Genomic DNA, 24,195 nt, shown 5'->3' with positions numbered 1-24,195 from the left:
GGTCAAACCAGAGGGTGCTGATGTGCAAACGCAAGGGTTACTGGATAGCAAGCAATTAGGCGAGTATGTGGCCGCGGTGTTCCGTGAACATATGCCGTTTAATCAATTGCTTGGGCTGCAAATCAGCCAGTTTGACGGCGATGGTGTAGAGGTTCGTCTGCCCTGGCATGACGGTTTGATGGGTAATCCTATTCAGAAAATTCTGCATGGCGGAGTGACTGCCGCGGTACTGGATACTGTCGGTGGCTTGATGGCCATTTTGCATGTGGTAAAGGACATGCCGGAACTAACTCTTGAGCAGTTTCAGCAGAGACTGGCGCGTATCGGCACTATTGATATGCGGGTAGATTACCTGCGCCCAGGTAAGGGCAGCGAATTTGTTGCCACAGCCAGTGTGATACGTAAGGGTAGCCGTGTGGCGGTTTGCCGGATGGAGCTGCATAACGAACTGGGCGAGCATATCGCTTTTGGCACTGGTACTTATATGGTGGGATAGACACCATGTTGGAAGCTTGTGGTCGTGCCAGTCCTTGCGCTTACCTCGTTCAAATTGCATCGCTGTGCGAACACGAGGATACTGTACAGCTATGACCGTTCAAGCAGATTGAATGGAACACCATAAGTTACGAAGGAGAGTCTGATGAAGTGGGTGCTTGGCAGTGTTAGCCTGGTTTTGTTGTTAACACTGGCCGCCTGTAGCAGTCCGCCATCACAGGAGTCTTTAGCGCGAACTCCCCGACCTTTTTGTCCCACACCCACAGAGCAGGCTGAGCTGTTAGATCAGGCGCTGACCAGTGAACACAGCCAAGGTACCTTCGACGGCACAGTGCGTATCGTTCAGCATCAGCAACTGGTGTTTGAGTGTGGTTACGGTGATGCAGACCGTGCTCTGCATAAACACAATGATGTGGACAGTCTGAGCGACATGGGCTCCATTGCTAAAACCTTCACTGCTGCTGCTGTTTTGCAACTGCATATTGAGGGCCGGTTGCCCCTGACTGCCCGTCTTTCCGAGTTTTATCCAGAAGCGCCAGTCGATAAGCGTGATATCAGCATTGAACAGTTGCTGGCCCATCAAAGCGGTTTGGACAACTTTCACAATCAGTCTGATTTTGATCCCATGAACAGGGACGAAGCGGAGAAACTTATTCTTAGCATGCCACTGCTGAGTGCGCCTGGTGGCGACATCACCTACTCAAATGCCGCTTATACATTGTTGGCTGCTATTGTTGAGCGGGTGTCCGGTATCGCATTTCGTGACTATGTGCATCAGCAGTTACTTGCTCCACTGAAACTGAACAGTACGGGTTTTTACGGCGATAAGAATCTGGATGTTGAGCGGCTGGCCAAAGGTTATGGTGGTCAGGACAGCGGTCAATCCACTTTTGCCAAGCCCTTAACCTGGGCTTTGATAGGCGCTGGCGGCATGGTGTCCAGCGTGGCTGATTTGCAGCGTTGGTTTGACGCACTGCAAGGCGGTGGCCAGCTTCCTGCTGAATTGACCAGCTTGTTGTTTCAGCCGGTGAATAAGAAATGGACTTTGGGAAACTGGGCGATCAGCGGCAGCAACGGCATGTCTATCTGGCAAATGGGCGGCAGTAATGATTATGGCTACACGGCGCTGGTGCAGTACGTGCCAGAACGGGACTTGCTTGTGGTACTGATGTTTAACGCTTACTCGAAAAAATACGCCAATGCCACGCACCACAGAATTAGCCGCAACGTACTCTTACCCCTGCTAATCTGACGATAGCTTAACGGAGTTGGTATATGGACATACTGTAATTCTCGGGCCTGCTGGCTGAAATATGGATGGTGGTGGGAGTGGCCTTAGCGGCCCGTCGCTACCCTGACTACAGATCATGATGGCTTATACGAAAAATCAGGCTGGCAATGCCTTGCCGATGGCTTCTGGCTTTTCGGTGCCAGTACCCGAATTTACCAACATTCGGTGCAAGCCTTGCTTTGCCAGAATAAATAAATCCCAGATAATCCTGAATTACCAGACCAGATGCAGGTCACTATTCAATTCAAGGCGGTGTTATGTGGCACTGAATTGACCATAGTGCAGGAAGGTGTGCCGGACGCTATCCCTGCCGAGTTTTGCTATGCGGGCTGGCAGGAGTCCCTGGCATTACTTGCGTTGCTGGTCGAAGCAGATATTCCCGACCAATAGTTCTGCCGCTGTCCAGCCAGTTGACAGATTGTTGGTGGACGATTGTCGACAATCTTGGCGATTATCCTTAAGTCTAATGCCAAAATCCGCGTGTTTTGTCTACAGTTGCATAATAAATATTCAGCCCTGCGTAAAATAACAAGGGTTAACCCTGCAACAAGGTGAAGCGAACATGTCATATCAAAGCGAGTACCAACGCGCAATCCAGGAGCCCGAGCAGTTCTGGCAAGAAAAAGCGGCCAAGTTACCCTGGTATCGCCAGCCCCAAAACATTCTCAGCACGGACGCGCAGGGTATGCAGCGCTGGTTTGCGGATGGGCAAATGAATACCGCCTATATGGCCCTCGACTGGCATGTTGAACAAGGCCGTGGCGAGCAAACGGCGGTTATTTACGACTCACCTGTGACTAACCAGAAGATTAAAATCAGCTATGCCAGCCTGCTCAAACAAGTTGCCTTGTTTGCTGGTGTGCTTAAAGCGCAGGGCGTGGAAAAAGGCGACCGGGTGGTTATCTATATGCCGATGATACCCGAAGCAGTGGTAGCTATGCTGGCAGTTGCTAGGCTTGGGGCGATTCATTCTGTGGTGTTTGGTGGTTTTGCGCCCCATGAGTTGGCGCTGAGAATTGAAGATGCACAGCCCAAAGTGGTGGTGTCGGCGTCTTGTGGCATAGAAGTGAATAAGGTCATTGAATATAAGCCGATGTTGGATGTTGCTATTGAGCGTTCCAGCCACAAACCTGAGCGTTGCATTATCCTGGAGCGCGAACAAGCGCCAGTGCAACTGACCAAAACTTGGGATTTGGATTGGCACGAAGCGATGGCAAAAGCCACACCGGCCGATTGTGTACCGGTAGCCGGAACTGACCCGCTTTATATTCTCTATACCTCGGGTACCACAGGGAAACCCAAAGGAGTCGTCAGGGATAACGGCGGCCATGCGGTGGCGCTCCATTATTCAATGCAGGCCATTTACAATATGCAGCCAGGTGAAGTGTTCTGGGCTGCTTCTGATGTGGGTTGGGTGGTAGGCCATTCCTATATTGTCTACGGGCCGCTATTGGCCGGTTGTACCACAGTATTGTACGAAGGTAAGCCGGTTCGCACACCGGATGCCGGGGCATTCTGGCGGCTGGTGCAGGAATATGGCGTTAAGGTTCTGTTTGCCGCCCCGACGGCATTCAGGGCGATAAAAAAAGAAGATCCGGAAGCGACCAAACTGACTCGTTATAACATTGGCAAACTGCGGGCTATCTTTATGGCCGGTGAGCGCCTTGATCCGCCTACTTACGATTGGGTCGTGAAGCATACCGGCAAGCCGGTGATCGACCATTGGTGGCAAACCGAAACCGGCTGGGCCATTTGCGCCAATCCTACCGGTATTGAAGATATGCCGCCCAAACCTGGTTCTTCAACCTTGCCGGTGCCAGGATTTGATGTGAAGGTGCTGGACGGCAACGGCCAACCCATGGCCGCCGGTCAGCAAGGCGCCATTGCCATTAAGTTACCTTTACCGCCTGGCTGTCTGCCAACCATTTGGGGAAATCACGAACGCTTCTGCGCGGGTTACCTGCGTGATTATCCTGGTTATTATTGTTCCGGCGATGGTGGTTACAAAGACCAGGATGGCTACGTGTTTATTATGGGACGTACCGACGATGTGATTAATGTCGCGGGCCACCGACTGTCCACTGGTGAGATGGAAGAGATTCTGGCGGCCCACTCGGCCGTCGCTGAATGCAGCGTGATAGGTATTCAGGATGAATTGAAAGGTCAGGTGCCTATTGGTTTGGTGCTGTTGAAAGATGGCGTAGTGATAGATGAAGCCAGATTACAGGAAGAGTTAGTGGCCATGGTGCGCAGCGAAATAGGCCCTATTGCCTGTTTCCAGCGTGCAGTTGTGGTGCAACGCCTGCCAAAAACCCGTTCCGGTAAGATTCTGCGTAAGTTGTTGCGTCAGATAGCCGATGGTCAGGAGTACGTGGTGCCATCCACTATTGATGACCCGGCCAGCTTGTCTGAGATTGAGTCGGTGATGCAGTCGCAGGGCGTAGCGCGCTCATCCTGAGGTGATGATGTTTAGTATTCGGGGTATAGATCACGTGGTACTGCGGGTGGTGGATTTAGACCGCAGTATCCGTTTTTACCAGTTGGTGCTCGGCTGTGACGTGGTCAAGCGGCAAGCACACTTGGGCTTAGTGCATCTGCGTGCCGGCACTTGTCTGATTGATCTGATTAGCCTGGACGGCAAATTAGGACAGCAAGGGGGAGTGGGCCCCGGTCAGGAAGGGCACAATGTTGATCATTTCTGTTTGCGCATTGACCCTTTTGATGAAGCCGGGCTGGTGGCGCATTTGGCGGGTTTTGGGATTAGCCCGCTGGGCCCTGCCAGCATAAACTTTGGCGCTGAAGGCAATGGCTTGTCCTTGTACTTTAGAGATCCAGACAACAACCTGATAGAACTTAAAGGCCCGACAATTCTTGCTGGGTAATTTGCGTATCCGCATTTCGCCCAACATACTCTGAGCTAGTCGTTGACAAGGATGTGCCGGCCGCTCCCATTATGACCACAGACTATGACGGTATCGCCGATGAGTATCGCAGGGCTAAATTGCAACCCTGGCGACAGCATATTGAAATGTTTATGTTATCCGAGCTGGTGGGTGATTTAAGCGGCCAAAGCGCATTGGATCTTGCTTGTGGTGAAGGGTTTCATACCCGAATGTTGCGCTATCGTGGGGCGAAGAAAGTGGTGGGGGTAGATATCTCGTCGGCCATGATCAGCCTGGCTCAGCAACAAGAGATGAAACGCCCACTAGGTCTTGATTTTATCCGTTGTGATGTGCGGGATTTGCAGTTGTCTCAACAATTCGATCTGGTGTTTGCCAGTTACCTGCTCAACTATGCGCAATCCGCGCAAGACCTTCAACAGATGTGCCAGACGGTTGCCAGGCATCTGAGACCGGGCGGGCGTTTTATCGGTATTAACAGCAACCCGGACTACAGTGGTGAGCTGCTAAGTATGCGGCCTTATGGATTTACCCGCGACCCCGCGCCTTGTGAGGAAGGTATGCCGCTGCGCTACCATTTCTTTCTGCCCGGCGATCAGATGATTACCGTGACTAACTACCATCTTAGTCGCGCAACTCATGAACAAGCGTTTAACCAGGCGGGACTTGAAGATTTGCAATGGCTGAATCCTCAGGTGTCCCCCGCGGCCCAGGCTGATTACCTGTCTGACTATTGGAATGCCTTTATTCAATACAAACCCGTGGTGTGCTTTCAATGCCTTCGCGCTGTTTAACTGAACTTGGGTATAGGCCGCTCGAATGCTGGCGAAGAATCTGTTTTTCACCGCCCTATTGATTACGCATAATACCGACCCGACTAAGGAATCGCTATGTATATAGGAAAAGTGGCCAGTCTGACCGGTCTGTCCATCAAGGCCATAAGGCTATACGAAGAGAAAGGCCTGATTGCGCCACCTAAACGGCAGGGTAAATACCGGGTATATGAATCATCCCATATTGATGCCTTGCATTTGATTCGGGAGGCCCGGCGGCTAGGTATCAGTTTGAGTCGTTTGCAGCCTGTGATGCAAACTCGCAGTGGAGCCCCCGACTGGCAGGGTATACGGCAATTTTTGCTAGATATTCGCGGTGAGATGGAAGCACAGATTCGGCAAACTCAGATACGTATTCAACGACTGGACGCCTGTTGTGAGGAGATCGGCCACTGTCCCTTGACTCTGCCCTAAAGGGGAGACGCTAGACTGCCCCTTTGTTTACCAAAGGAGTTAGTGTGAAAAAGCGAATTCTGGTTATTAGCGGTAGCCCCAAAGCCGGTAGTTTCAGTGAATCTTTAGCTTTGTCTTATCAGGCTGGGGCAGCTGAAGACCATGAGGTGCAGCTGTGCTTGCTGTCTGCCATGGAGTTTAACCCGGACTTAAGCCAAGGTTATGCGCAGGTACAACCGCTGGAAGATTGTCTTGAGCGTTTCCAACAGCAGCTGAGGTGGGCGGAGCACCTGGTAGTGTATAGCCCGGTATGGTGGGGCGGGCTGCCCGCCAAGTTTAAAGGTTTATTTGACCGCACCTTGTTACCCGGTTTTGCGTTTCGTTTTGAAAAGGGTATGAGCGTGCAGAAAAAATTACTCACAGGTAAAACCGCCAGTCTGGTGCTGACTATGGATACCCCACCCTGGTATTTTCGCTGGTGGCAAGGTGCTCCGGCGGTTAAACAGCTTAAAATTACCACCTTGGAATTTTGTGGCATCCGCTGTACCAGCCAGCACTTGCTTGGCCCTATGATCAGTGCCACGGATAAGCAGAAAACCAATTGGCTGACACAAGCCAAACAGCAGGGATTGCAAGGTAAGTAAATCCTTGCCTGGAGATGGCGTGCAGGTTAGCTTGGTGCCACCTAGAGATCATCTGTCTGATAATGCTTAAAGGACTAAACCATATCACCTTGGCCGTTGCCGATGTGCAGCGCTCGGTAGATTTTTATACCTTATTGCTTGGTTTTAAGGGGCATGCGCGCTGGCAACGAGGGGCCTATCTGAGCCTGGGAGAATTGTGGCTGTGTTTGTCATTGGACAAGCCGGAGCCAGCGCAAGATTACACGCATCTGGCCTTTAGTTTGGATAGAGTTGACTTCGAACCGTTTTGCCAGCGTTTGCAGCAAGCGGGTACAAGCTTGTGGAAAGACAATAGTAGTGAGGGGGAATCACTGTATTTTCTGGATCCTGACGGCCATAAACTGGAGGCGCATGTGGGCGACCTAGCCAGCCGTCTGCATAGCCTGCGTCAGCATCCCTATGACGGTTTACACTGGTTGTGATAGATTGGGTCTCTGTCTGAGACAAGGAGCATTCCATGCGCAACAGATTAATTTGGTTGGCCATTACCCCATTATTATTCGCTTGTAGCCAGGCCGATAAGACGCCGTCCGAAGCTGCGGTAAAGGACTTCCTGCCTTCGGTTTCATACCTCTGCGACAGCGGTGAAATGGTTGAGGCTGCTTATACCTCTGAGCAGCAAGCCAGTATCAGATACAAACAGCATATTCATGCTATGCAAATCACCGCTAGTGCCAGCGGTGCGAAATATCAGGGCGCCAGCCTGATCTGGTGGACTAAAGGCAGTGGGGCGGGCAGTGAAGCCATGCTGTTGGACCAAAAAGGTCAAAGCCTGGAGCGCTGTAAAGAAGTGTCTATGGTGGTCAACCCTGTCGCAGCGCAGGTAGTCGGTGAATTCATTATTCCAAAGCGCGTAGGTTCATTTGACGGGCTGCGCCTGGAACTCACTCTCTTCAAGTATGACCCGCGTATCGCAGACAAAGCCGCCGAACGGGTCGACAGTCTGGTTATTGACAACTTCAGTCACGTACAGGAGTTTGTGACCCAGCAGGATTTTGTGCTGGGCCAGAATATCAAACTGGATCCGGAGCAAGGGTATTACCTGACGTTGTTTGTGCTGGACGGACAACGTCGCACCCATATGGGCATCTGTCAACATAGCCCGGACAACCTGTGTAAGGTGCTGACTCAGGGCGGCCCTCTGCAGGTTGAATTTGTGGTTAACCCGGTAGATAACCGGGGTGAGCCCAGTAGCTAAGTGTTGGAGTAGATGATGTTGAACAATCAGGTAACGGTGAGTACCGAATGGCTTGCTGCACACCGCAAAGATACCAATCTGGTGTTGCTGGATGCCAGTATGCCGTTACCTGGCCAGGCCGCGAGCCCCGACCTGTGTTGTATTGCAGGGGCCCTGCGCTTTGATATTGATAAGGTGGTTTGTCAGCCTCACTCGCCCCTGCCGCATACCATGCCGGATGCTTCGCTGTTTGCCCAATTGGTGGGCGAGCTTGGGATCGACAATAACAGCCTGATCGTGGTGTATGACAATATAGGCCTTTATTCGGCCCCCCGTGCCTGGTGGATGTTCAAATGCATGGGGCACGACAAAGTCTATGTTTTGGATGGTGGTTTGCCTAAGTGGCAGGCTGAAAGCGGGGCTCTGGCGAATGAATACGCACTGCCCGGCCAAGGCAAGCTATATCAGGCGCAGATGCAGGAGAACGCACTTATTACCGCAGAGCAGCTGCTGACTGCTAGTGGGCGCGGTGATTATCTGGTACTGGATGCCCGTAGTGCAGGTCGCTTCGAAGGCACGCAGCCGGAGCCACGGGCAGGTCTGCGCTCAGGTCATATTCCCGGTTCTGCGAATTTACCTTTTACCCTGTTGCAGGAACAGGGCTGTCTGCTGCCACCTGCGCAACTGCAGGAACAGTTTGCAGCACAAGGGCTTACCCAGGAAAAACAACTGGTGTGCAGCTGTGGCTCTGGTGTGACGGCTTGTGTGCTATTGATGGCAGCCTATGCTTGCGGGCACCGCAACCTGACACTTTATGACGGCTCCTGGACGGAATGGGGTGCACGAGCTGATTTGCCCGTTGCTTGAATTGCGCAAGAATGGTCAAGCGACGTTTACCGGGCATGGGTAAGCTCTATACAAATCTAATGAGTGCCGCCTATGCCGAATCTGCAAGTCGTCTGTGAATATATCGACTGTCATTTGAGCCAAGAACTCAGACTCGAGGAATTATGCCGTCTGGCCTATCAGTCGCCTTTTCACTTTCACCGCTTGTTCTCTGCGCAAATGGGGTTAGGGCTTAGTGCCTATATTCGCCAAGCCCGCCTGAAACGCGCTACTTGGCAGTTAGCCTTTCGTCCGCAAATGAGTATTACCTGTATTGCGCTGGATAACGGTTACCAGAGTCTGGAAGGCTTCTCCAGGGCTTTTAGACTGGTCAGTGGGCTGAGTCCCTCTGCTTTTCGTCAAAATCCGGACTGGCATTGGTGGCACCACTATCCACAGAAGGAAACCATCATGACATCCACATCGGACTTTCAGGTTCAACTCGTGCAGCGCACAACTACCCCTGTTGCATTACTGGTCCATCAAGGGGCTCCCCATTTACTGGGACAAAGTATCCAGCGCTTTATTGCCTGGCGTAAGGCCAACCAACTGCCACCGGCTAAAAGCGCTACCTTCAACTTACTTTACGATGATCCGTCAGAAACCCCTCCAGAGGATTACCGCTTTGGATTGGCCTGCGAATATCGGGGGCCGGCAAGTGACGAAATAGATGTCACTGAACTACCTGCTGGTACTTATGCCAGGCTGAGTGTCAAAGGGGGAGACCAGCAACTGGAAGAGGCTATTCGTTATCTGTATGGCCACTGGTTGCCAGAACAAGCCCGTCAGGCGGGAAACTATCCGTTGTTTTTGCAGCGCCTAAGCTTTTATCCTGATGTACCTGTCAGTCAGGCGCAGACCGATATTTACCTGTTGCTGAAGTCCAATGGCTCTGACCCATCTGTCCAATCAGAAATTCTTCATGTTAGTTCATAACAAAATAAGATTGATTTAGTTGTTCGGTTGGAACATCTTGTGTATCCATCCTCTTTTTGCTGGGAGGATTGGAATGTCTAAATGGTTCATTTTTAGCTGGCTGTGTGCCGCCTTGTGTGTAGGGGGGTGTCAGAGCCTGCCGACCTCGCAGGAGATTGAACGCAAGCACTACGCCCCTTTTGAGCGGGACTTAGGTATAAGTGCGGTTAGCAGAGTCGGTAATCAATTGTATCTGTCGGGTATCGTCGGATCGGGGGAGGATATGTCGGCGCAACTGAAAAGTTGTTACCAGAGTATCAGCAATATTCTCGCCGACTACGGCACAGACACTCGGGCTATTGTCCGGGAAACCATCTACACCCGGGATATCGACAAGCTGAAGACATTACAGGATGAGAGAAAGGCATTCTTTACCCAAGGCAATTATCCCAGTGCAACCTGGGTGCAGGTGGAGCGGCTTTATCTGCAAGAGTTTTTGATTGAAGTAGAAGTGCAGGTTTTACTTCCCGTACAAGGAGACAACTAAAATGAAGTATCTGATTTTATTCTGCGCATTAATGGCAAGCAGTGTGATGGCGCATCCGCTAAAGGGCAGCTGGCAGCTCAAGTCTGGGTTTTATGTGAATGAGCAGGGGCAAAAAATTGACTATGAAGGCTTGAAGTTAACTGCTATCAAAGTCGTGTCAGACAATCACTTCAGCTTTATCACCATGTCCGATGGGAAATTCTGGGCAGCGGGTGCCGGCAACTTCGAAGCCAATGATAAAACTTACACCGAGCGCCCAGTGCACACCTCATACCCAGTTCCTGCTGACGGGAAGTACCAGTTTGATTACCAACTGGAAGGTGATCTCTGGCAGAAAAATCGCTGGCAGGATGGTCAGTTGGTTGAACATGAAGTATGGCAGCGTCTGCCCTGACGCCAGCCGTTTACCTCGCAAAGACGGCATGGTTTAGGGGCAGAGAATGACCTTGCCGTCACTTTTGTGCGCCGCGTAGTGTTCCAGTGCTGTGACGAAGCCATCGAAACCAGTTTGCGCGTAGATATCCGTGTTAAAGGTGCCGTCACTGAAGAGTTGCTGCACTTTTCTGTTTAATTTTATCACCTGCCAAATCGGGGCTTTTTTCAGGGTACGAGCCAGCCAGAAGCCTTCAATACGCACGTCGCGAAAAATCACATCAGCTACACTGAACTTACCACCCAGAGGATCCTGACTCTCTTCCAGCCTGCCGTATACAATGGCCGTGCTGCCGCTTGGCATCTGCCTAAGTAAAAGCGCGGTATCCTGGTCAGCAACCGCATCCATTAAAACCGAAGCGCCACAAGCTTCCACGGCGTCTTTAAGTTGCTGATTAAAATCGGGCTCAGTGGTTAACAAGGCATAATCAGCACCCAACTTACGTAACACCTCCAGATTGGGTTGACTGCGCACGGTGGCAATGGTTTTCATACCCTGCGTTTGGGCGTAACGAATGAGTCCTTTTCCTACCTGGCTGGCCGCCGCATTGATGACGATAGCGCGGGCGTCGAGTTGCCGGGCACGTTCCACTAAGCAGATAGAGGTTAAGGGATTCACAATAAGGGTCGCCCCTTGTGCGTTGCTGATGCTGTCGCGTAGTGGCAAACAGTAACTAGCCAGTGTACAGGCATATTTGGCCCATAAACCGTCCTGACCGGGTTGGGCCGAGAGTGCCACACGTTTGCCGACCAACCATTTTCCATACAAGCCGGCATTGGCTTTGATAACCAGTCCGCAGCCTTCAAAGCCTGCATAGGCATTCGCTTGCGGCGGCAATCCATATTGGCCTCGCAAATAAACTAAATCTGACGGATTCACCGGCGATGCCAGTATCTTGACCAACACTTGGCCTTTTTGTGGCGTGGGGACGGGCTTCTCGTGCAGAGATAAGCGCTGGTGGAAAGGGGCCTGGGTATCATCCAGCAACTTAAGGGCGAAGCCGAGATTAGTGTCGGACATAAAGGTTCCTGTTGTTGTTTTTATGCTGGCAGATTAACGGCTAAGCCCGCCACAGGTCAAAGGTTGAACGCCTGTTGTTCGCCAGTGCGGCACAATCTATAGTAGGCGTCATACTGCTCTGGACTACCAACTGTGAATTCATCATCCTCTCAGCAATCGCTTGCTGGTATTTCAATGTGGACATTGTTCTGGGTGTTTTTACGCCTGGGCCTGACATCCTTCGGTGGCCCTGTTGCCCATCTGGGATTTTTTCGCACAGAGTTTGTCGACAAACGCAAATGGCTGTCTGAGTCGGCTTATGCGGAGCTTATCGCCCTTTGCCAGTTCTTACCCGGACCGGCCAGCAGTCAGGTGGGTATGGCTATTGGCTTACTAAAGGGAGGAATGCGGGGTGCCTTGCTGGCCTGGCTAGGCTTTACCTTACCCTCGGCGTTGCTGCTGACCTTTTTTGCTTTACATTTGGAAGACCTGGGGCTGGTGTTAGGATGGGACTGGCTGCATGGACTTAAAGTGCTGGCAGTGGCTGTGGTGGCCCATGCGGTGTTGTCTATGGGGCGGTCGTTATGTCCTGACGTTATTCGTCGTGTTGTTGCACTGGCTGCCTGTTTTTTACTGCTGCTCTGGCCTGGCAGTAAAATGCAACTGTTGGTAATTGTAGTTGCTGCGGCGTCAGCTTTTTGGTGGGGTAAACCTGTGGTGGGCGGGGCGCAGAATACCGAATTGAATGTACCCCTAAGTAAAACCTTAGGAGGGGTGATGCTGCTGCTCTGTATGGCATTGTTGCTGACACTGCCGCTTATGGCAGAGCAGTTCAAGGTTCCGCTATTATCATTGTTTGACAGCGTTTATCGGGCTGGGGCGCTGGTTTTTGGCGGTGGACATGTGGTGTTACCGCTCCTGCAGGCCGAATTAGTGCCACAACAAATAAGCCCGGATACCTTCCTGGCCGGTTATGGTGCTGCGCAGGCTGTGCCAGGTCCGCTGTTTACTTTTGCTGCTTTTGTTGGTGCTTCATCGTCGGCGACATCATCTGGTTGGCTGGCAGCCTTGATTGCTCTGGTGGGGATCTTTATGCCCGGCTGTCTGCTGGTCATAGGAGCCCTGCCATTCTGGTCGACGCTGCGAAAACATCATCTGGCCCGTCAGGGGCTGCTGGGTGCTAATGCTGCCGTGGTAGGGCTGCTGTTAGCGGTGCTGATCAACCCTTTGTTTGGCGCGACCATTCAATCCATGCAAGACGCCTTATTAGCTCTGCTGGCTTTTGCTTTGTTGCAGTTTGTCAGACTGTCTGCGGCCTGGTTGGTGCTACCTTGTGCGGTGCTAGCGGGTTTAGGTTGGCTGGCGGGGTAAATTCATTATGTTTGTTCGATATTTTTGAACCAATTTTTAAAAAATCCCTTAGTATTTATAGCTAAAGCGAATTAATGGGCGGCATCTGCCTGATTGCGATAAGGATTTGTGAATGCTGAAAACGACATTGGGGCAATGGCGGATGTTCCGCGCGGTGGTGGAACATGGTGGGTTTAGCCAGGCTGGCGATGCTATCCACAAGAGCCAGTCAACCATTCACCATGCGGTGCAGAAGCTGGAAGACTCGCTAGGTATTAAGCTACTTAAAGTTCAGGGGCGAAAAGTAGGCCTGACCCAGGCAGGGGAGTTAATGTTGCGCCGGGCAAACTACTTACTTGATGAAGCGGCAAAGTTGGAGGCGGTGGCAACCGGATTAGGGTCAGGTACTGAAACCCAATTAAAAATCGCTGTTGATGAGGTGTTCCCGCAGAATTTGCTGTACCGGGTGCTGGACACAGTATCTGCACAATTTCCATTATTACGTATAGAGCTGATGGAAACCGTGCTCAGTGGTGCACAGGAGCTGTTGGAAAAAGCCAAAGTGGACATTGCAATCTCACCCGTGGCGCTGACAAACGGCTTTAATGAGGAGTTTTGTCAGATTGAGTTTCTGGCCGTGGCGAATCCTAGCCATGCATTGCATCAGCAAGAACAGGCATTGAGTTTTGAAGATTTGAAATCGCATAGGCAAATTGTGGTCAGGGACTCTGCCAGTAGTTCAGGTAAAGATGTGGGCTGGCTGGGGGCTGACCAGCGCTGGACCGTGAGCCATGTGCGCACATCAATAGATATGATCAGCCAGGGATTTGGCTATGCCTGGTTACCTGTGCCTGCCATTGAGCAAGAGTTGCAGTCTGGACTGCTTAAGCCGTTGCCTTTGGCACAGGGAGTAAAACGAACAGCCCAATTGTATTTGTGCTTTGCGGATGGGGATCGCTTGGGACCGGCAGCGCGCACTTTCATCGGAGAACTGCGATATCAATCGGAAAGCCTGTTGACCGCTGAACAACTTGGTAATTCGAATTAAACGAATTTATCTTGGATAATTATCTAATTTAAGTTCTTTAAATTCGTTTCTATAGTACGTCCATGTAAACTTCAAATTGAGGACAAATCATGGATTACATCAGACTTGCTGATGATCGCGGTCGGGCTAACTTTGGTTGGTTGGACAGCCGTCACACTTTTTCATTTGGCCACTACTATGATGCCAAGCATATGGGTATTTCCGCACTGCGTGTTATCAATGACGACAGGGTGCGCGGTGGTGCTGGGTTTGATACGCACGGTCACCGCGATATGGAGATTATCTCCTATGTGCTGGATGGTGCTTTGCAACATAAAGACAGTACCGGTAACGAGTTTGTCATCCCTGCTGGTGATGTGCAGCTGATGAGTGCTGGCAGCGGTATTATGCATTCGGAATACAATGCGTCCGCAAACGACCCTGTGCATTTTTTGCAGATCTGGATTCAGCCCAATATGCGTGGGGTCAAACCCGGCTACCAACAGGCGACCATCAAGCAGCATGGCAAACTCACGGCACTAGTGACGCCAGATGGCAGAGATGGCAGCTTGTCTATCCGTCAGGATGCCACTTTGTCGCGCCTTGAGCTTAAGGCCGGGGAGAGCATCGAGCTGCAGGTTGGTAGCCGCAGCGGCTATTTGCACATACTCAGTGGCCAGGCGCACAGTGGCCAGCAACGCTTGCAAGGAGGTGATGGGGTCGGTCTGGTGCGAAGCGATGCGTTGGTTTTACAGGCTGATACAGACATGCAGGCGCTGTGGTTTGATTTGCCGGAGCAGGCAAGCTGACTATGCTGATGGATTTGGATCCCTTCGGTCTAGGTCTGATTTCACTGGTTGTGGTGTTGACCGGGATTTCCAAATCCGGATTCGCCGGGGCACTGGGGATATTCTCTGTGCCCCTTCTACTGTTGGTGTTGTCGCCTCAGCAGGCTTTGGGGCTGATGTTACCGCTGTTGCTGCTGGCCGATATGTTCAGTTTAAAAAGCTATTGGCGCCAATGGGACGGCGTAAGACTACGACTTTTATTACCCGGCGTGGCAATAGGTTTATTACTGGGCAGTTTGCTGCTTGGCCATCTTCCCACGCTCTGGTTACAAGGGCTGATTGGTGCACTGAGTTGTTTGTTTGCACTACGCTATCTGTTGGGCCGACATCTGCATTGTGCCTGGTTGGCAAGCCGGCCTGCCGGGATTGTGCTGGCTTCTGCATCTGGATTAAGCAGCACCTTGCTGCATGCCGGGGGCCCTCCTCTGATGATGCATTTGTTGTCGCTAACCCTGCCTCCTGCGACCTTAGTGGCGACAAGCGCGGTGGTATATGCGGGTATGAATGTCGCAAAATTATTCCCCTTTGTTTATTACGGCGTGCTTGACTGGCATCTGGCTGGCTTGGCGCTGGTTTTCTTTCCGCTGACCTGGCTGGGTAATCGCCTGGGACTGTGGTTGCGTACCCGGTTGAATAACAGGGTTTTTATGGGGATCTTGCATGGGTTGCTACTGCTAATGGGGGTAAAATTGATCTGGCAGGTAATTTGATCCTTTTGACTGGCTGGCCGGGTTCACAGTCATCCTTTCCGGACGTAAGATAGGTGTTCATTACTTAACCAATTGATTCTGATGTTCAATTTGCTGCAATGGGTATTCGGTGTTGTACTGGTATGGGCAGGACTCTCTATGGCCCCTATGGTTAATCAGATAGCGCCACACCCCTATTATCAGAGCCAGGGGTTTGAAGTGATTGCCCATGGTGCGGGGCAGGGCCTGAAACCCAAGAATACCCTTGAAGCCGCGCTGCATGCCTGGCAATTGGGGGCCGATGTTATTGAGATGGATATTCATGCCAGTTGGGACAAACAATTGGTGGCCCGCCACGACGATACCGTAGATTCAACCACCAATGGCCAGGGGCGCATTCAGGATATGACCTGGAGCCAATTGCAGGCATTGAATGCGGGCTATCATCATCGGCAGGAAGGGCAATTTCCTTATCGTGATCAGCAAGTGCAGATCCCTGCGTTAAAAGATGTCTTCAACGCCTTGCCTGATGCCCGCTATATGTTGGAAATCAAACCCGACAATCTCCAGGTTAGTCAATTGCTGTGTCATCTTATTCAAAACTATCAAATGCAGGACAAGGTGCTGGTAACGTCTTTTCATACCAGCGCCTTGCTGGCATTTCGGCGTGGCTGCCCTACTGTGGCGACCGCGATGACCAAAAGCGAAATAACCTGGTATGTGTTGTTGGAGAAGATTGGTCTGTCACATCTGTTCCCTGTGCGTGGACAGGCTGTGCAAGTACCCGAGTATTGGGCGGGAATCAGGGTTGTTTCTCCCTCTCTGGTGAAGGCTTTACATCAACGGGGTGTCAGGATTCAGGTCTGGACCATCAATGATCCTGACAAGATGGCAAGATTTAAGACCTATGAGGTAGATGGCTTGATAAGTGATTTTCCGGATAGGGTGTTAGCTTTATCAGCTACGCATAAAAAATAATCAGCCTTTGGTAGTAGTGCTGCGCATACTTGAAAAAAAGCAGCTATTCTCTTGTTTCTAATAACGAAAAGCACATGTCGATAGTCTTTATGCTGTCGGCACGGGCCAAACGAGGGTTACTGCATGTTAAATCGTTTGAGCATTCGCCAGCGTCTCTGGAGTATCTTGGTTGTTGCCATTGCAGGACAGTTGGCTTTGTGTTTGCTGATATTAAACGGACTTAACAGCACCATTCTTGAAGAGAAGCGTCTGACCACCCGGTTTCTGGCCGAATCTATAGAAGGTCTGCTGGACAATTACCGCTCCAGGGCGCAAAGCGGTGAAATCACTATGGAGGAAGCGCAGCGCTTGGCTTTAGGGGCCCTGAAGACGATGCGTTACAAGGATGACGACTACTATTTTGTCATCGATGGTGAAGCAACCATGTTGATGCACCCTTTCCGTCCGGATTTAGATGGCACCAGCGTTGATGCTTTCCAGGATAAGGAAGGTAACCGTCTGTTCCACGATATGGTGGTTGGCGTGCGAGATGATGGCGTACATACTGTGCAGTACAACTGGCCCAAACCAGGGCAGTCAGAGCCCGTGCCTAAGATTACCTTTGTAAAACTCTATCAGCCCTGGGGTTGGATCGTTGGCACCGGTATTTATATTGATGATGTTGCGGATACCTTCTGGGCCGCGGCTTTCAGTATGTTGAAAATTGCCCTGGTGATTGTGGTGATACTGGCGGGGTTAATTTATCTGGTATCCCGCAGTGTGCTGACACCTTTGCATCATGTTGTTGGGGCCATGAAGGATATCGCCCAGGGCAAAGGCGACTTGACTGTCAATTTGAGTGTGGAAGGGCAGGATGAGCTTTCCAGGCTGTCTGACTACTTCAATCAGTTTGTTGTCAAGATCCGCGACTTAGTTAAGGAAGTAGCGGACTCAGCCACCTCGTTGGCTGACTCTGCCCGGCAATTAACGGGGGCCACGGAAGAGATCCGGGCCGAGAGCCAACAACAGTTAATGGAGACCGATCAGGTAGCCACAGCCATTACCGAAATGAGTGCGGCGGTATCGCAAGTGGCCGGCAATGCCGAACAGGCCAATCATTCTGCCATGCAGGCTGAACAGCTAACCAACCAGGGTAACCAGGTGGTAGAGCGTTCGCGTGGCAGCATCCAGCAACTAAGCAAGAATGTGCAGCAAAGTGCTGAAGTAGCAAAGACCCTGTCGGCGGCAGTGGTGGATATCAGTAAAGCCTTGGGGATCATCAACAATATTGCCGACCAGACCAATCTATTGGCTTTGAATGCGGCCATTGAAGCAGCGCGAGCAGGTGAACAAGGACGCGGATTTTCGGTAGTCGCCGATGAGGTGCGTACCCTGGCCCAGCAGACACAGGATTCCACCCGTGAAATTGCGGTGATTATCAATAATCTTCAGCAAGACACTAATAAAATGACCAGCTCGGTACAGCAAAGCCTGGAACAGGCCAATAATACGGTGAGCCTGTCGGATGAGGTGAAGGATGCGCTGGATCAGATAAATCATGCGATAGGCTTGATATCTGAAATGAACTCACAAATCGCCACCGCCGCTGAAGAACAAAGTGCTGTGGCCTTGGAAGTTGATAAAAATGTACATAATATCAATAGTTTGGTTCAGCAAACTGCCAGAGGTATTGAGGAATGCGACCAAGCCGCCCAGGCGCTCACTAACCTGAGTCAGGGGCTCTCCAGACTGGTTAGCCAATTCCGGGTATAGATGGTGTGACCGGCACTAGGGCAACAGCATTGCCGAGCCGGTCAGTTTTCTGGGTCTGAGAGGCGATATTCAAGGTAATATTAGTATTTACATACATTATCTTTTTCGCATTTTGAATCGATATTATCAACTCGTATCTTTAGCTTCGTTACTTTGTCGAATAAGTAACCAATCAATAAGGCAAGAATTAGATTTGTAACCGACGCTTCAACAAAAGCGATAAGGTAAACTATCACAGCACCGAATATGAAACTTTCAATTTTGTCTCTGGTAGAATATTTGATTAGGGTGCTGTTGTTCACAAGATCATCCTTCTATAAGGTTACTATACAACTTGCTATCGGTGAGCCTAATATCATTTAGCAACTCTAAATGTTGGCTTTTAAAAACCGCACCTTTCTTTCGTAAAGATTTCACATAGTACTCGCATTCCACTGTTTGACTACACAATTTCAATGCATACATCAAAGAGTCTGTATAACTACCATTAACTTGAACATCAACACCACTGTCAATTAAGAAATCAAACACACTTCTTGATGCATTGACCTTTAAAGAATAGGAAATGGAATTATTAAAATCTTTACTGACCATATGAATATCCAAACCTAATGGAATTAGAGACTTCAGAAGTGATACATTGTCTTTTATAGCTAAGACTGATAAAGACTCTGGAGTAAAAAATGCTCCTTTATTTAACAGTTCTTTTATTAACTCCAGAGGAGCCTCAAAAACAAGCGCCTGAAATAAGGCATAATTTAGGCTCTCAGGCTCGATTATGCTGGCTTCTTCAATCACATCAGTAAATCCTTGCCAATCTTTTATTTTTGCTTTCTCGCTCATATTCACCAGATCATCCATGATTATTTTCGCCTCATAAGTTTCCTTTTCTGAGAGGGAGATATCACTATAAACACCATTTTCAATCCCTGGCTGATTATTAGTATGCAATTCTTTTAGAATAGAGCCAGAATTAACCCCTTCATTATTCGCATGTTCATCATCATGACTACTTTTTCCAGAATCGATAACACTAAGTGCTTCAAATTTAGAAGTCAGGTTGTCTTTATAATTGGATTCAGGATTATTAAAAAATCCAAATTCGTGAGCAAAAAACATTGCAACTATTGTTAGAATTACTAAGCTAAAAAAACTCTTCATTGTAACTTCCTTATCAATCTTGCCACAAAAAGCTCCTACACCTGCTGCCAACAACACATTGAAGGGGCCAAAATTAATTGAAGAATTAGACAAATGAGAGGCCACCAGTTGTAGCGTAAGCAAATAAGCCGTAACCGCTGCAAAGTTTTTGATTTTAAACATGCGCATTCCAATTTCTTTGTGGCGACATACATTGTCGCCATATTTCAACTATCGTCGCTAATATCACTTCAATCACACATAGCAGTTGCTTGAGCAAAACTTTGTTCACAAGCCGACTTCGCATCTTCATATGCAAACCAAGAAGCTCCTTCACAGCCAGCTATCGCAACTGGATTTGTAAACCCCAAACATAGCAAAGCGGATGATGCATAAATTCCGTTCGCTGTATTTAGGCATACACGTTTGCTATCAAGAGCTTTCAATTCACATTGTTCTTGTGCGTCAATACTTCCAGTTCCACTACCATTACCACTACCACTATAGCCACCGTTACTGCCACCACCTTGCGCCCCAGGAAGCGAGCCAATTGGTGATGAATTGCCTGGTACAGGGGACCCGGTAACTGGAATATGCTCTACATTTCCTCCTCCACCTTCAGTCTTTGCCGTGTCAGGAGCATGCTGAACCCCCAGGCTATATGAGATATAAGAAGTAATGTAATAAAAGGGAATATTTTTGTTTTCATATGCAGATTCCTTGATGCTGATAATATTTTCAACGAATCGCATGTAAGACGGCTTTGGCTACTAAGACGATAGCTTTACCCAAAAAGAACGCTGACGAGGGACTACAAAATAATCTAGTAAAGGTCTTCCTTAACCATTTGTTCTATAAATCTTCCATGCAAACAATGCACTAGAATAAAGTGTGCGCAACAAATTAATCAGATTTCTATTGATATGTCTACACTTTAACAGCAACAAAACATTAAGGTAGCAGTATTGCCGAGCCGGTCAGTTTTCGGGCTTCCAGATCTTTATGTGCCTGGGCCACATCAGCTAATGCGTAACGCTGGCCGATCAGGGGGTGTAGGTTATTTTGTTGCACCATAGTAAACAGCTCCTGACACATAGTTTCCAGATCCTGTCGCTTAGCAACATAGTCAAACAGCCGTGGCCGGGTAATGAATAAGGAACCTCTGCGTGTCAGCTCACTAAGTGCAAACTCTGGTACAGCGCCGGAGGCATTGCCGAACGACACCATCATGCCAAGCGGGGACAAACAATCCAGGGAATCCTGAAATGTGCTTTTACCCACACTATCGTATACCACAGGTACACCTTCGCCATGGGTCAGTTCTCTGACCCGCGCAACGAAGGACTCCTGATTATAATTAATCACTTCGGCACAGCCGTTGGCTTTGGCCAGTTGTGCCTTTTGTGCGTCACCGACTGTTCCTATCATGCGCACGCCCAGGGCTTTGGCCCATTGGCAGGCCAGCAGTCCTACCCCGCCAGCGGCAGCATGAAACAAAATGGTTTGGCCTGCTTGCACTTGATACGTACGCCGCAGCAAGTATTGCACTGTCAGGCCTTTGAGCATAATGGCGGCGGCTGTTTCATAACTGATGTCATCGGGCAACTTTACCAGGTTTGCCGCTGGCATAACCCGCACTTGAGCATAGGCCCCTGTGGGGCCACCTGCGTAGGCGACGCGATCACCAGGCTGAACAATATCCACGCCTGCTCCGACCGACTCCACTATACCTGCGCCTTCCAAACCTAAACCACCAGGCAGTGGCTGTGGATACAGACCGGTACGAAAATACACATCAATATAATTCAGGCCGATAGCGTGTTGGCGCAGGCGGACTTCGCCAGGCCCAGGTTGACCAGGATCCAGGGTGACCAGTTCCATTACTTGTGGGCCACCGGTTTGACTGATGCGAATCTGTTGTGTCATCTGCAGTTCCTTGGTTGACTGGGGCTTAATCCAGATTCCACTGCCAAATCTGGCATGTGGTAATGCCGGTACGACGGATAGCATGTCGATTCTTTTCCGCTTCACGTTTGCGCTCAAATGGGCCAAGAATCACTCTGTACCAACGGCCATTGGCACCATCGCTGGGCCTGACCTGAGACTCCAGACCGGCAAAGGCAATCTTGGCACGCATTTCCTCGGCTTGCTGCGACTGGCGGAAGGAGCCACACTGCATCAACCAGCGAATCCCATCGTCTTCTTGTTCCGGCACATCCACTTCCACTGTCTGATTTGGCAGTACTTCAATAAACTCCCACTTTTCCTCGGGCGGCTTAGGCAAAGCATCGGCTGGTTCTTTTACCTTAACCGGGGCGGGCTGACTGTTTTCAGTCTTCTTGGCACTGCCATTAATATTCCACAAAAAATAAGCAAAACCTGCAAATAAGGCCAGCGTAATCACAATGCGCAGCCAGGGTAAGGGTGGCTTGGGAGGCGGCGCTTTGTTCGCTCTGCCGCGGGAAACGTAGTCTTTATGTGCCATAAATCAGCTTTAACCCTAAAAATGCAGCGGAGTAGCTTACTGCTGTTTTGAAAAAGAAGAAGAAAAACTGCTACCCCGAGGCGATGATTCTACCTGTTGTCACCCTACAAGCAAATCAGGTGAAGTCCTGCGGATCCATATCCAGCGACCAGCGTACTTTATTGGCCAGCGGCAGTTTTTCGATCTGTCCCATCAGGCGATTAAGCTGCTGTTGAATCCCAGTGCGTTGCTGCGATTGTAACAATAGTTGCATACGATAGCGCCCCTGGCGCTTTTCCATTAGTGCGGGGATAGGCCCTATGGCAGCCATTTCTGGTCCGGGGCTGAGTAGCTGACGGACCTGCAAGAGAAAATCATGGGCCTGGGCAGCATGGTTGGACTCGGCCCTGAACAGGGCCTGATAGCTAAAGGGCGGCAATGCAGCGAAGCGTCTTTCCTTCAGCGCCAGGCGCGCAAAATGTTGGTAGCCGTTATTAAGTAAATCCTGCAACAAGGGATGGGATGGATGGTGTGTCTGTAACCACAATTCGCCCTGAATATGTGCTCTGCCGGCACGGCCGGCTACCTGAGTAATCAACTGTGCGAGCTTTTCTGCGGCGCGATAATCGGCACTAAAGAGCGCGCCATCAACATCCAGAATTACGACCAGGGATACATTGGGGAAGTGGTGTCCCTTGGCCAGGATTTGTGTGCCAATCAGCAACTGATGTTTACCCTGGTTAATGTCTTCTAACAACTGATGCAGTTTCTGCTTGCCGCGCGCTGAATCGCTGTCGATACGAGCGGCCTGATAACCGGGGAATAAACTGGCAATCCCCTGTTCCAGTTGCTCGGTACCCATGCCCACCGGCTGCATGGGTGACGCACCACATTGGGCACAAGCATGGGGAATAGGCTTGGCATCTGAACAATGATGGCACTGCAGCTTGTTCAGGCTGCGGTGCAGGGTATAACTGCGATCACAGCTATGGCATTCCTCCACAAAGCCACATTGATGGCAAATCAGGGCCGGTGCATAACCGCGCCGGTTGATAAACAGCATAACCTGATTGCCTTGCTGTAAATGGGCCTGGATACGCTGGCGCATGCCCCTGGTCAGGCCGAACTCAAGCTGCTGGCCCTTGAGGTCCAATAGCTTATGCTGCACCGGCTTGGCTTGTCCGGCACGCTGGCGTAGTAGCAGATGCTGGTATTTACCGGTCAGTGCATTGTTCAGACTTTCCAGCGACGGGGTGGCGCTACCAAGTAAAAGTGGAATATTTTCCAGCCTGGCCCTGACCACAGCCATGTCTCGGGCATGGTAGCGCCAGCCATCCTGTTGTTTGTAGGAGCCATCGTGCTCTTCATCAACTATGATCATGCCAGGGCTTTTCATAGGCGTAAAAATTGCCGAGCGGGTACCAATCACAATGCCGAGCTCACCACTGCGGGCTTGTCGCCATACCTGCATGCGCTCATTGTCGGTCAGCCCGGAATGCAAAATGCCCACATCCAACCCGAATCGCAGTTGAAAACGGCGTACGGTTTGTGGAGTGAGGCCTATTTCTGGCACCAAAATCAGTACCTGTTTGCCTTGTCTGAGCAATGGCTCAATGGCTTGCAGGTAAACTTCGGTCTTGCCTGAACCCGTCACGCCTTCCAGCAGAAAACAGCGGAATGTTTCGTTTTGATGGGCGATGGCGCTGATAGCCAGAGATTGTTCCAGATTCGGTCTGGGCTGCTCTGCCAGAGAGATATGTTCGGGCCAATCCAGCTTGGCTGCTACCGCCAGGTTGGCGGCTTCGATCAAGTCCTTTTCCTCCAGGGCACGAAATATGGCGGCGGAATAATGCTCCGATAGTGTCTGGTGAAGCTGTGGGCCCGGTTTTAAGGCGATAAGTAAGGCTTGTTGTTTTGCTGCCCGTTTTAAATCCTGTGGGTCGCATTGTTGACCCTTGTCGGTCAGTTGCCAGGCTTTTTGCAGAGCATCCTGAGTCAAACCTTTGCGCAGGTTAACCGGTAAGGCAGTAAACAAAATATCACCAAGAGGATGCTGATAATATTGGCTGGCCCAGTTCAGCCAGTCCAAGAACAACTGGCTGAGCACGGCTTCTTCGTCCAGCAAGGTTTCTACTGCACGCAGTTTGTCGGTTGGCATGTCACTGGCTGATTTACAACGCATAACAATCCCCACCAACTTTCGACGCCCAAACGGCACCAGTACCCGGGCGCCGATACAGGGCACCATGCCTTCGGGTAACAGGTAATCAAAGTGGCCTCGCATCGGGACGGGCAGGGCTATTTCAGCAAATCCTAGGGTCATATCCGTTTCGGTGTTGGGACGGCTACCGTGGCGACAAAATGAACAAAAGCTTGAACCGTCAGGGGGGATACAT

Annotated in this window: 26 protein-coding genes; 20 read left to right on the top strand and 6 right to left on the bottom strand. The window is 50.5% G+C overall.

From position 1 onward, the window contains the following. Positions 1 to 22: 22 nt before the first annotated feature. The 14 genes from J0A65_RS13070 to J0A65_RS13005 all read left to right on the top strand — a co-directional run bounded on the left by J0A65_RS13070 (position 23) and on the right by J0A65_RS13005 (position 10,513). Entirely contained in the window at positions 23 to 496 is a 474-nt protein-coding gene (locus tag J0A65_RS13070; RefSeq protein WP_332874192.1) for a thioesterase family protein, read from the top strand. Between the two features lie 144 nt (positions 497 to 640). Then, positions 641 to 1,747 carry a serine hydrolase domain-containing protein gene (locus tag J0A65_RS13065; RefSeq protein WP_206594633.1) on the top strand — a complete coding sequence of 369 codons (1,107 nt, stop codon included), beginning with the start codon at positions 641 to 643 and terminating at the stop codon, positions 1,745 to 1,747. A gap of 234 nt (positions 1,748 to 1,981) precedes the next feature. After that, the gene (locus J0A65_RS13060) at positions 1,982 to 2,176 is read left to right on the top strand and encodes an SRPBCC domain-containing protein (protein ID WP_332874346.1); all 195 of its coding nucleotides are present in this window, start codon (positions 1,982 to 1,984) and stop codon (positions 2,174 to 2,176) included. A gap of 172 nt (positions 2,177 to 2,348) precedes the next feature. Then, entirely contained in the window at positions 2,349 to 4,244 is a 1,896-nt protein-coding gene (locus tag J0A65_RS13055; RefSeq protein WP_206594631.1) for a propionyl-CoA synthetase, read from the top strand. Between the two features lie 7 nt (positions 4,245 to 4,251). Next, the gene (locus tag J0A65_RS13050; RefSeq protein WP_206594630.1) at positions 4,252 to 4,668 is read left to right on the top strand and encodes a VOC family protein; all 417 of its coding nucleotides are present in this window, start codon (positions 4,252 to 4,254) and stop codon (positions 4,666 to 4,668) included. A 71-nt stretch (positions 4,669 to 4,739) separates the two neighbouring features. Then, positions 4,740 to 5,480 carry a class I SAM-dependent methyltransferase gene (locus J0A65_RS13045; RefSeq protein WP_206594629.1) on the top strand — a complete coding sequence of 247 codons (741 nt, stop codon included), beginning with the start codon at positions 4,740 to 4,742 and terminating at the stop codon, positions 5,478 to 5,480. A 96-nt stretch (positions 5,481 to 5,576) separates the two neighbouring features. Next, positions 5,577 to 5,933 (top strand): MerR family transcriptional regulator, encoded by a 357-nt coding sequence (locus tag J0A65_RS13040; RefSeq protein ID WP_206594628.1) that lies wholly within the window; start codon positions 5,577 to 5,579, stop codon positions 5,931 to 5,933. A gap of 44 nt (positions 5,934 to 5,977) precedes the next feature. Next, entirely contained in the window at positions 5,978 to 6,556 is a 579-nt protein-coding gene (locus tag J0A65_RS13035) for an NAD(P)H-dependent oxidoreductase (RefSeq protein ID WP_206594627.1), read from the top strand. Positions 6,557 to 6,618: 62 nt separating this feature from the next. After that, positions 6,619 to 7,017, top strand: a complete 399-nt coding sequence (gene fos, locus J0A65_RS13030; RefSeq protein WP_206594626.1) for a fosfomycin resistance glutathione transferase — start codon at positions 6,619 to 6,621, stop codon at positions 7,015 to 7,017. Between the two features lie 35 nt (positions 7,018 to 7,052). Continuing rightward, positions 7,053 to 7,793: an MliC family protein gene (locus J0A65_RS13025; RefSeq protein ID WP_206594625.1), complete on the top strand. Its 741-nt coding sequence runs from the start codon at positions 7,053 to 7,055 to the stop codon at positions 7,791 to 7,793. A 15-nt stretch (positions 7,794 to 7,808) separates the two neighbouring features. Further along, positions 7,809 to 8,639 (top strand): 3-mercaptopyruvate sulfurtransferase, encoded by an 831-nt coding sequence (sseA, locus tag J0A65_RS13020; RefSeq protein WP_206594624.1) that lies wholly within the window; start codon positions 7,809 to 7,811, stop codon positions 8,637 to 8,639. A 72-nt stretch (positions 8,640 to 8,711) separates the two neighbouring features. Continuing rightward, positions 8,712 to 9,593 (top strand): AraC family transcriptional regulator, encoded by an 882-nt coding sequence (locus tag J0A65_RS13015; protein WP_206594623.1) that lies wholly within the window; start codon positions 8,712 to 8,714, stop codon positions 9,591 to 9,593. A gap of 73 nt (positions 9,594 to 9,666) precedes the next feature. Continuing rightward, positions 9,667 to 10,119, top strand: a complete 453-nt coding sequence (locus tag J0A65_RS13010) for a RidA family protein (RefSeq protein ID WP_206594622.1) — start codon at positions 9,667 to 9,669, stop codon at positions 10,117 to 10,119. Between the two features lies 1 nt (position 10,120). Beyond that, on the top strand, positions 10,121 to 10,513 hold the full coding sequence (locus J0A65_RS13005) for a hypothetical protein (protein WP_206594621.1): 393 nt from the start codon (positions 10,121 to 10,123) through the stop codon (positions 10,511 to 10,513). A 33-nt stretch (positions 10,514 to 10,546) separates the two neighbouring features. On the opposite strand, the gene J0A65_RS13000 is transcribed toward J0A65_RS13005, so the two are convergent. Further along, the gene (locus J0A65_RS13000; protein ID WP_206594620.1) at positions 10,547 to 11,572 is read right to left on the bottom strand and encodes a zinc-binding dehydrogenase; all 1,026 of its coding nucleotides are present in this window, start codon (positions 11,570 to 11,572) and stop codon (positions 10,547 to 10,549) included. 132 nt (positions 11,573 to 11,704) lie between these two features. On the opposite strand from J0A65_RS13000, the gene chrA reads away from it, so the two are divergent. The 6 genes from chrA to J0A65_RS12970 all read left to right on the top strand — a co-directional run bounded on the left by chrA (position 11,705) and on the right by J0A65_RS12970 (position 18,195). After that, positions 11,705 to 12,922: a chromate efflux transporter gene (gene chrA, locus J0A65_RS12995; RefSeq protein WP_332874341.1), complete on the top strand. Its 1,218-nt coding sequence runs from the start codon at positions 11,705 to 11,707 to the stop codon at positions 12,920 to 12,922. Between the two features lie 112 nt (positions 12,923 to 13,034). Next, positions 13,035 to 13,949 carry a LysR family transcriptional regulator gene (locus J0A65_RS12990; RefSeq protein ID WP_206594619.1) on the top strand — a complete coding sequence of 305 codons (915 nt, stop codon included), beginning with the start codon at positions 13,035 to 13,037 and terminating at the stop codon, positions 13,947 to 13,949. Positions 13,950 to 14,038: 89 nt separating this feature from the next. Beyond that, positions 14,039 to 14,737, top strand: a complete 699-nt coding sequence (locus J0A65_RS12985; protein WP_206594618.1) for a pirin family protein — start codon at positions 14,039 to 14,041, stop codon at positions 14,735 to 14,737. 2 nt (positions 14,738 to 14,739) lie between these two features. Beyond that, on the top strand, positions 14,740 to 15,486 hold the full coding sequence (locus J0A65_RS12980; RefSeq protein ID WP_206594617.1) for a sulfite exporter TauE/SafE family protein: 747 nt from the start codon (positions 14,740 to 14,742) through the stop codon (positions 15,484 to 15,486). An 81-nt stretch (positions 15,487 to 15,567) separates the two neighbouring features. Beyond that, complete coding sequence (locus tag J0A65_RS12975; RefSeq protein WP_206594616.1) at positions 15,568 to 16,443, top strand: glycerophosphodiester phosphodiesterase; 876 nt, start codon at positions 15,568 to 15,570, stop codon at positions 16,441 to 16,443. A 123-nt stretch (positions 16,444 to 16,566) separates the two neighbouring features. After that, positions 16,567 to 18,195, top strand: coding sequence for a methyl-accepting chemotaxis protein (locus J0A65_RS12970; RefSeq protein WP_206594615.1), 1,629 nt, complete (start codon positions 16,567 to 16,569; stop codon positions 18,193 to 18,195). Between the two features lie 306 nt (positions 18,196 to 18,501). On the opposite strand, the gene J0A65_RS12965 is transcribed toward J0A65_RS12970, so the two are convergent. The 5 genes from J0A65_RS12965 to priA form a co-directional block, all read right to left on the bottom strand. Beyond that, the gene (locus J0A65_RS12965; RefSeq protein WP_206594614.1) at positions 18,502 to 19,518 is read right to left on the bottom strand and encodes a hypothetical protein; all 1,017 of its coding nucleotides are present in this window, start codon (positions 19,516 to 19,518) and stop codon (positions 18,502 to 18,504) included. 68 nt (positions 19,519 to 19,586) lie between these two features. After that, complete coding sequence (locus J0A65_RS12960) at positions 19,587 to 20,087, bottom strand: hypothetical protein (protein WP_206594613.1); 501 nt, start codon at positions 20,085 to 20,087, stop codon at positions 19,587 to 19,589. Positions 20,088 to 20,286: 199 nt separating this feature from the next. After that, positions 20,287 to 21,261 carry a quinone oxidoreductase family protein gene (locus J0A65_RS12955; protein ID WP_206594612.1) on the bottom strand — a complete coding sequence of 325 codons (975 nt, stop codon included), beginning with the start codon at positions 21,259 to 21,261 and terminating at the stop codon, positions 20,287 to 20,289. A gap of 25 nt (positions 21,262 to 21,286) precedes the next feature. Continuing rightward, the gene (locus J0A65_RS12950; protein ID WP_206594611.1) at positions 21,287 to 21,820 is read right to left on the bottom strand and encodes an SPOR domain-containing protein; all 534 of its coding nucleotides are present in this window, start codon (positions 21,818 to 21,820) and stop codon (positions 21,287 to 21,289) included. 115 nt (positions 21,821 to 21,935) lie between these two features. Continuing rightward, the gene (priA, locus tag J0A65_RS12945; RefSeq protein ID WP_206594610.1) at positions 21,936 to 24,122 is read right to left on the bottom strand and encodes a primosomal protein N'; all 2,187 of its coding nucleotides are present in this window, start codon (positions 24,120 to 24,122) and stop codon (positions 21,936 to 21,938) included. Positions 24,123 to 24,195: the final 73 nt, after the last annotated feature.

Source organism: Bowmanella yangjiangensis (assembly GCF_017255015.1).
GTDB lineage: Bacteria > Pseudomonadota > Gammaproteobacteria > Enterobacterales > Alteromonadaceae > Bowmanella > Bowmanella yangjiangensis.
The sequence above is the reverse complement of the archived record's forward strand: the minus strand, read 5'-3'. Positions and strand labels throughout refer to the sequence as shown.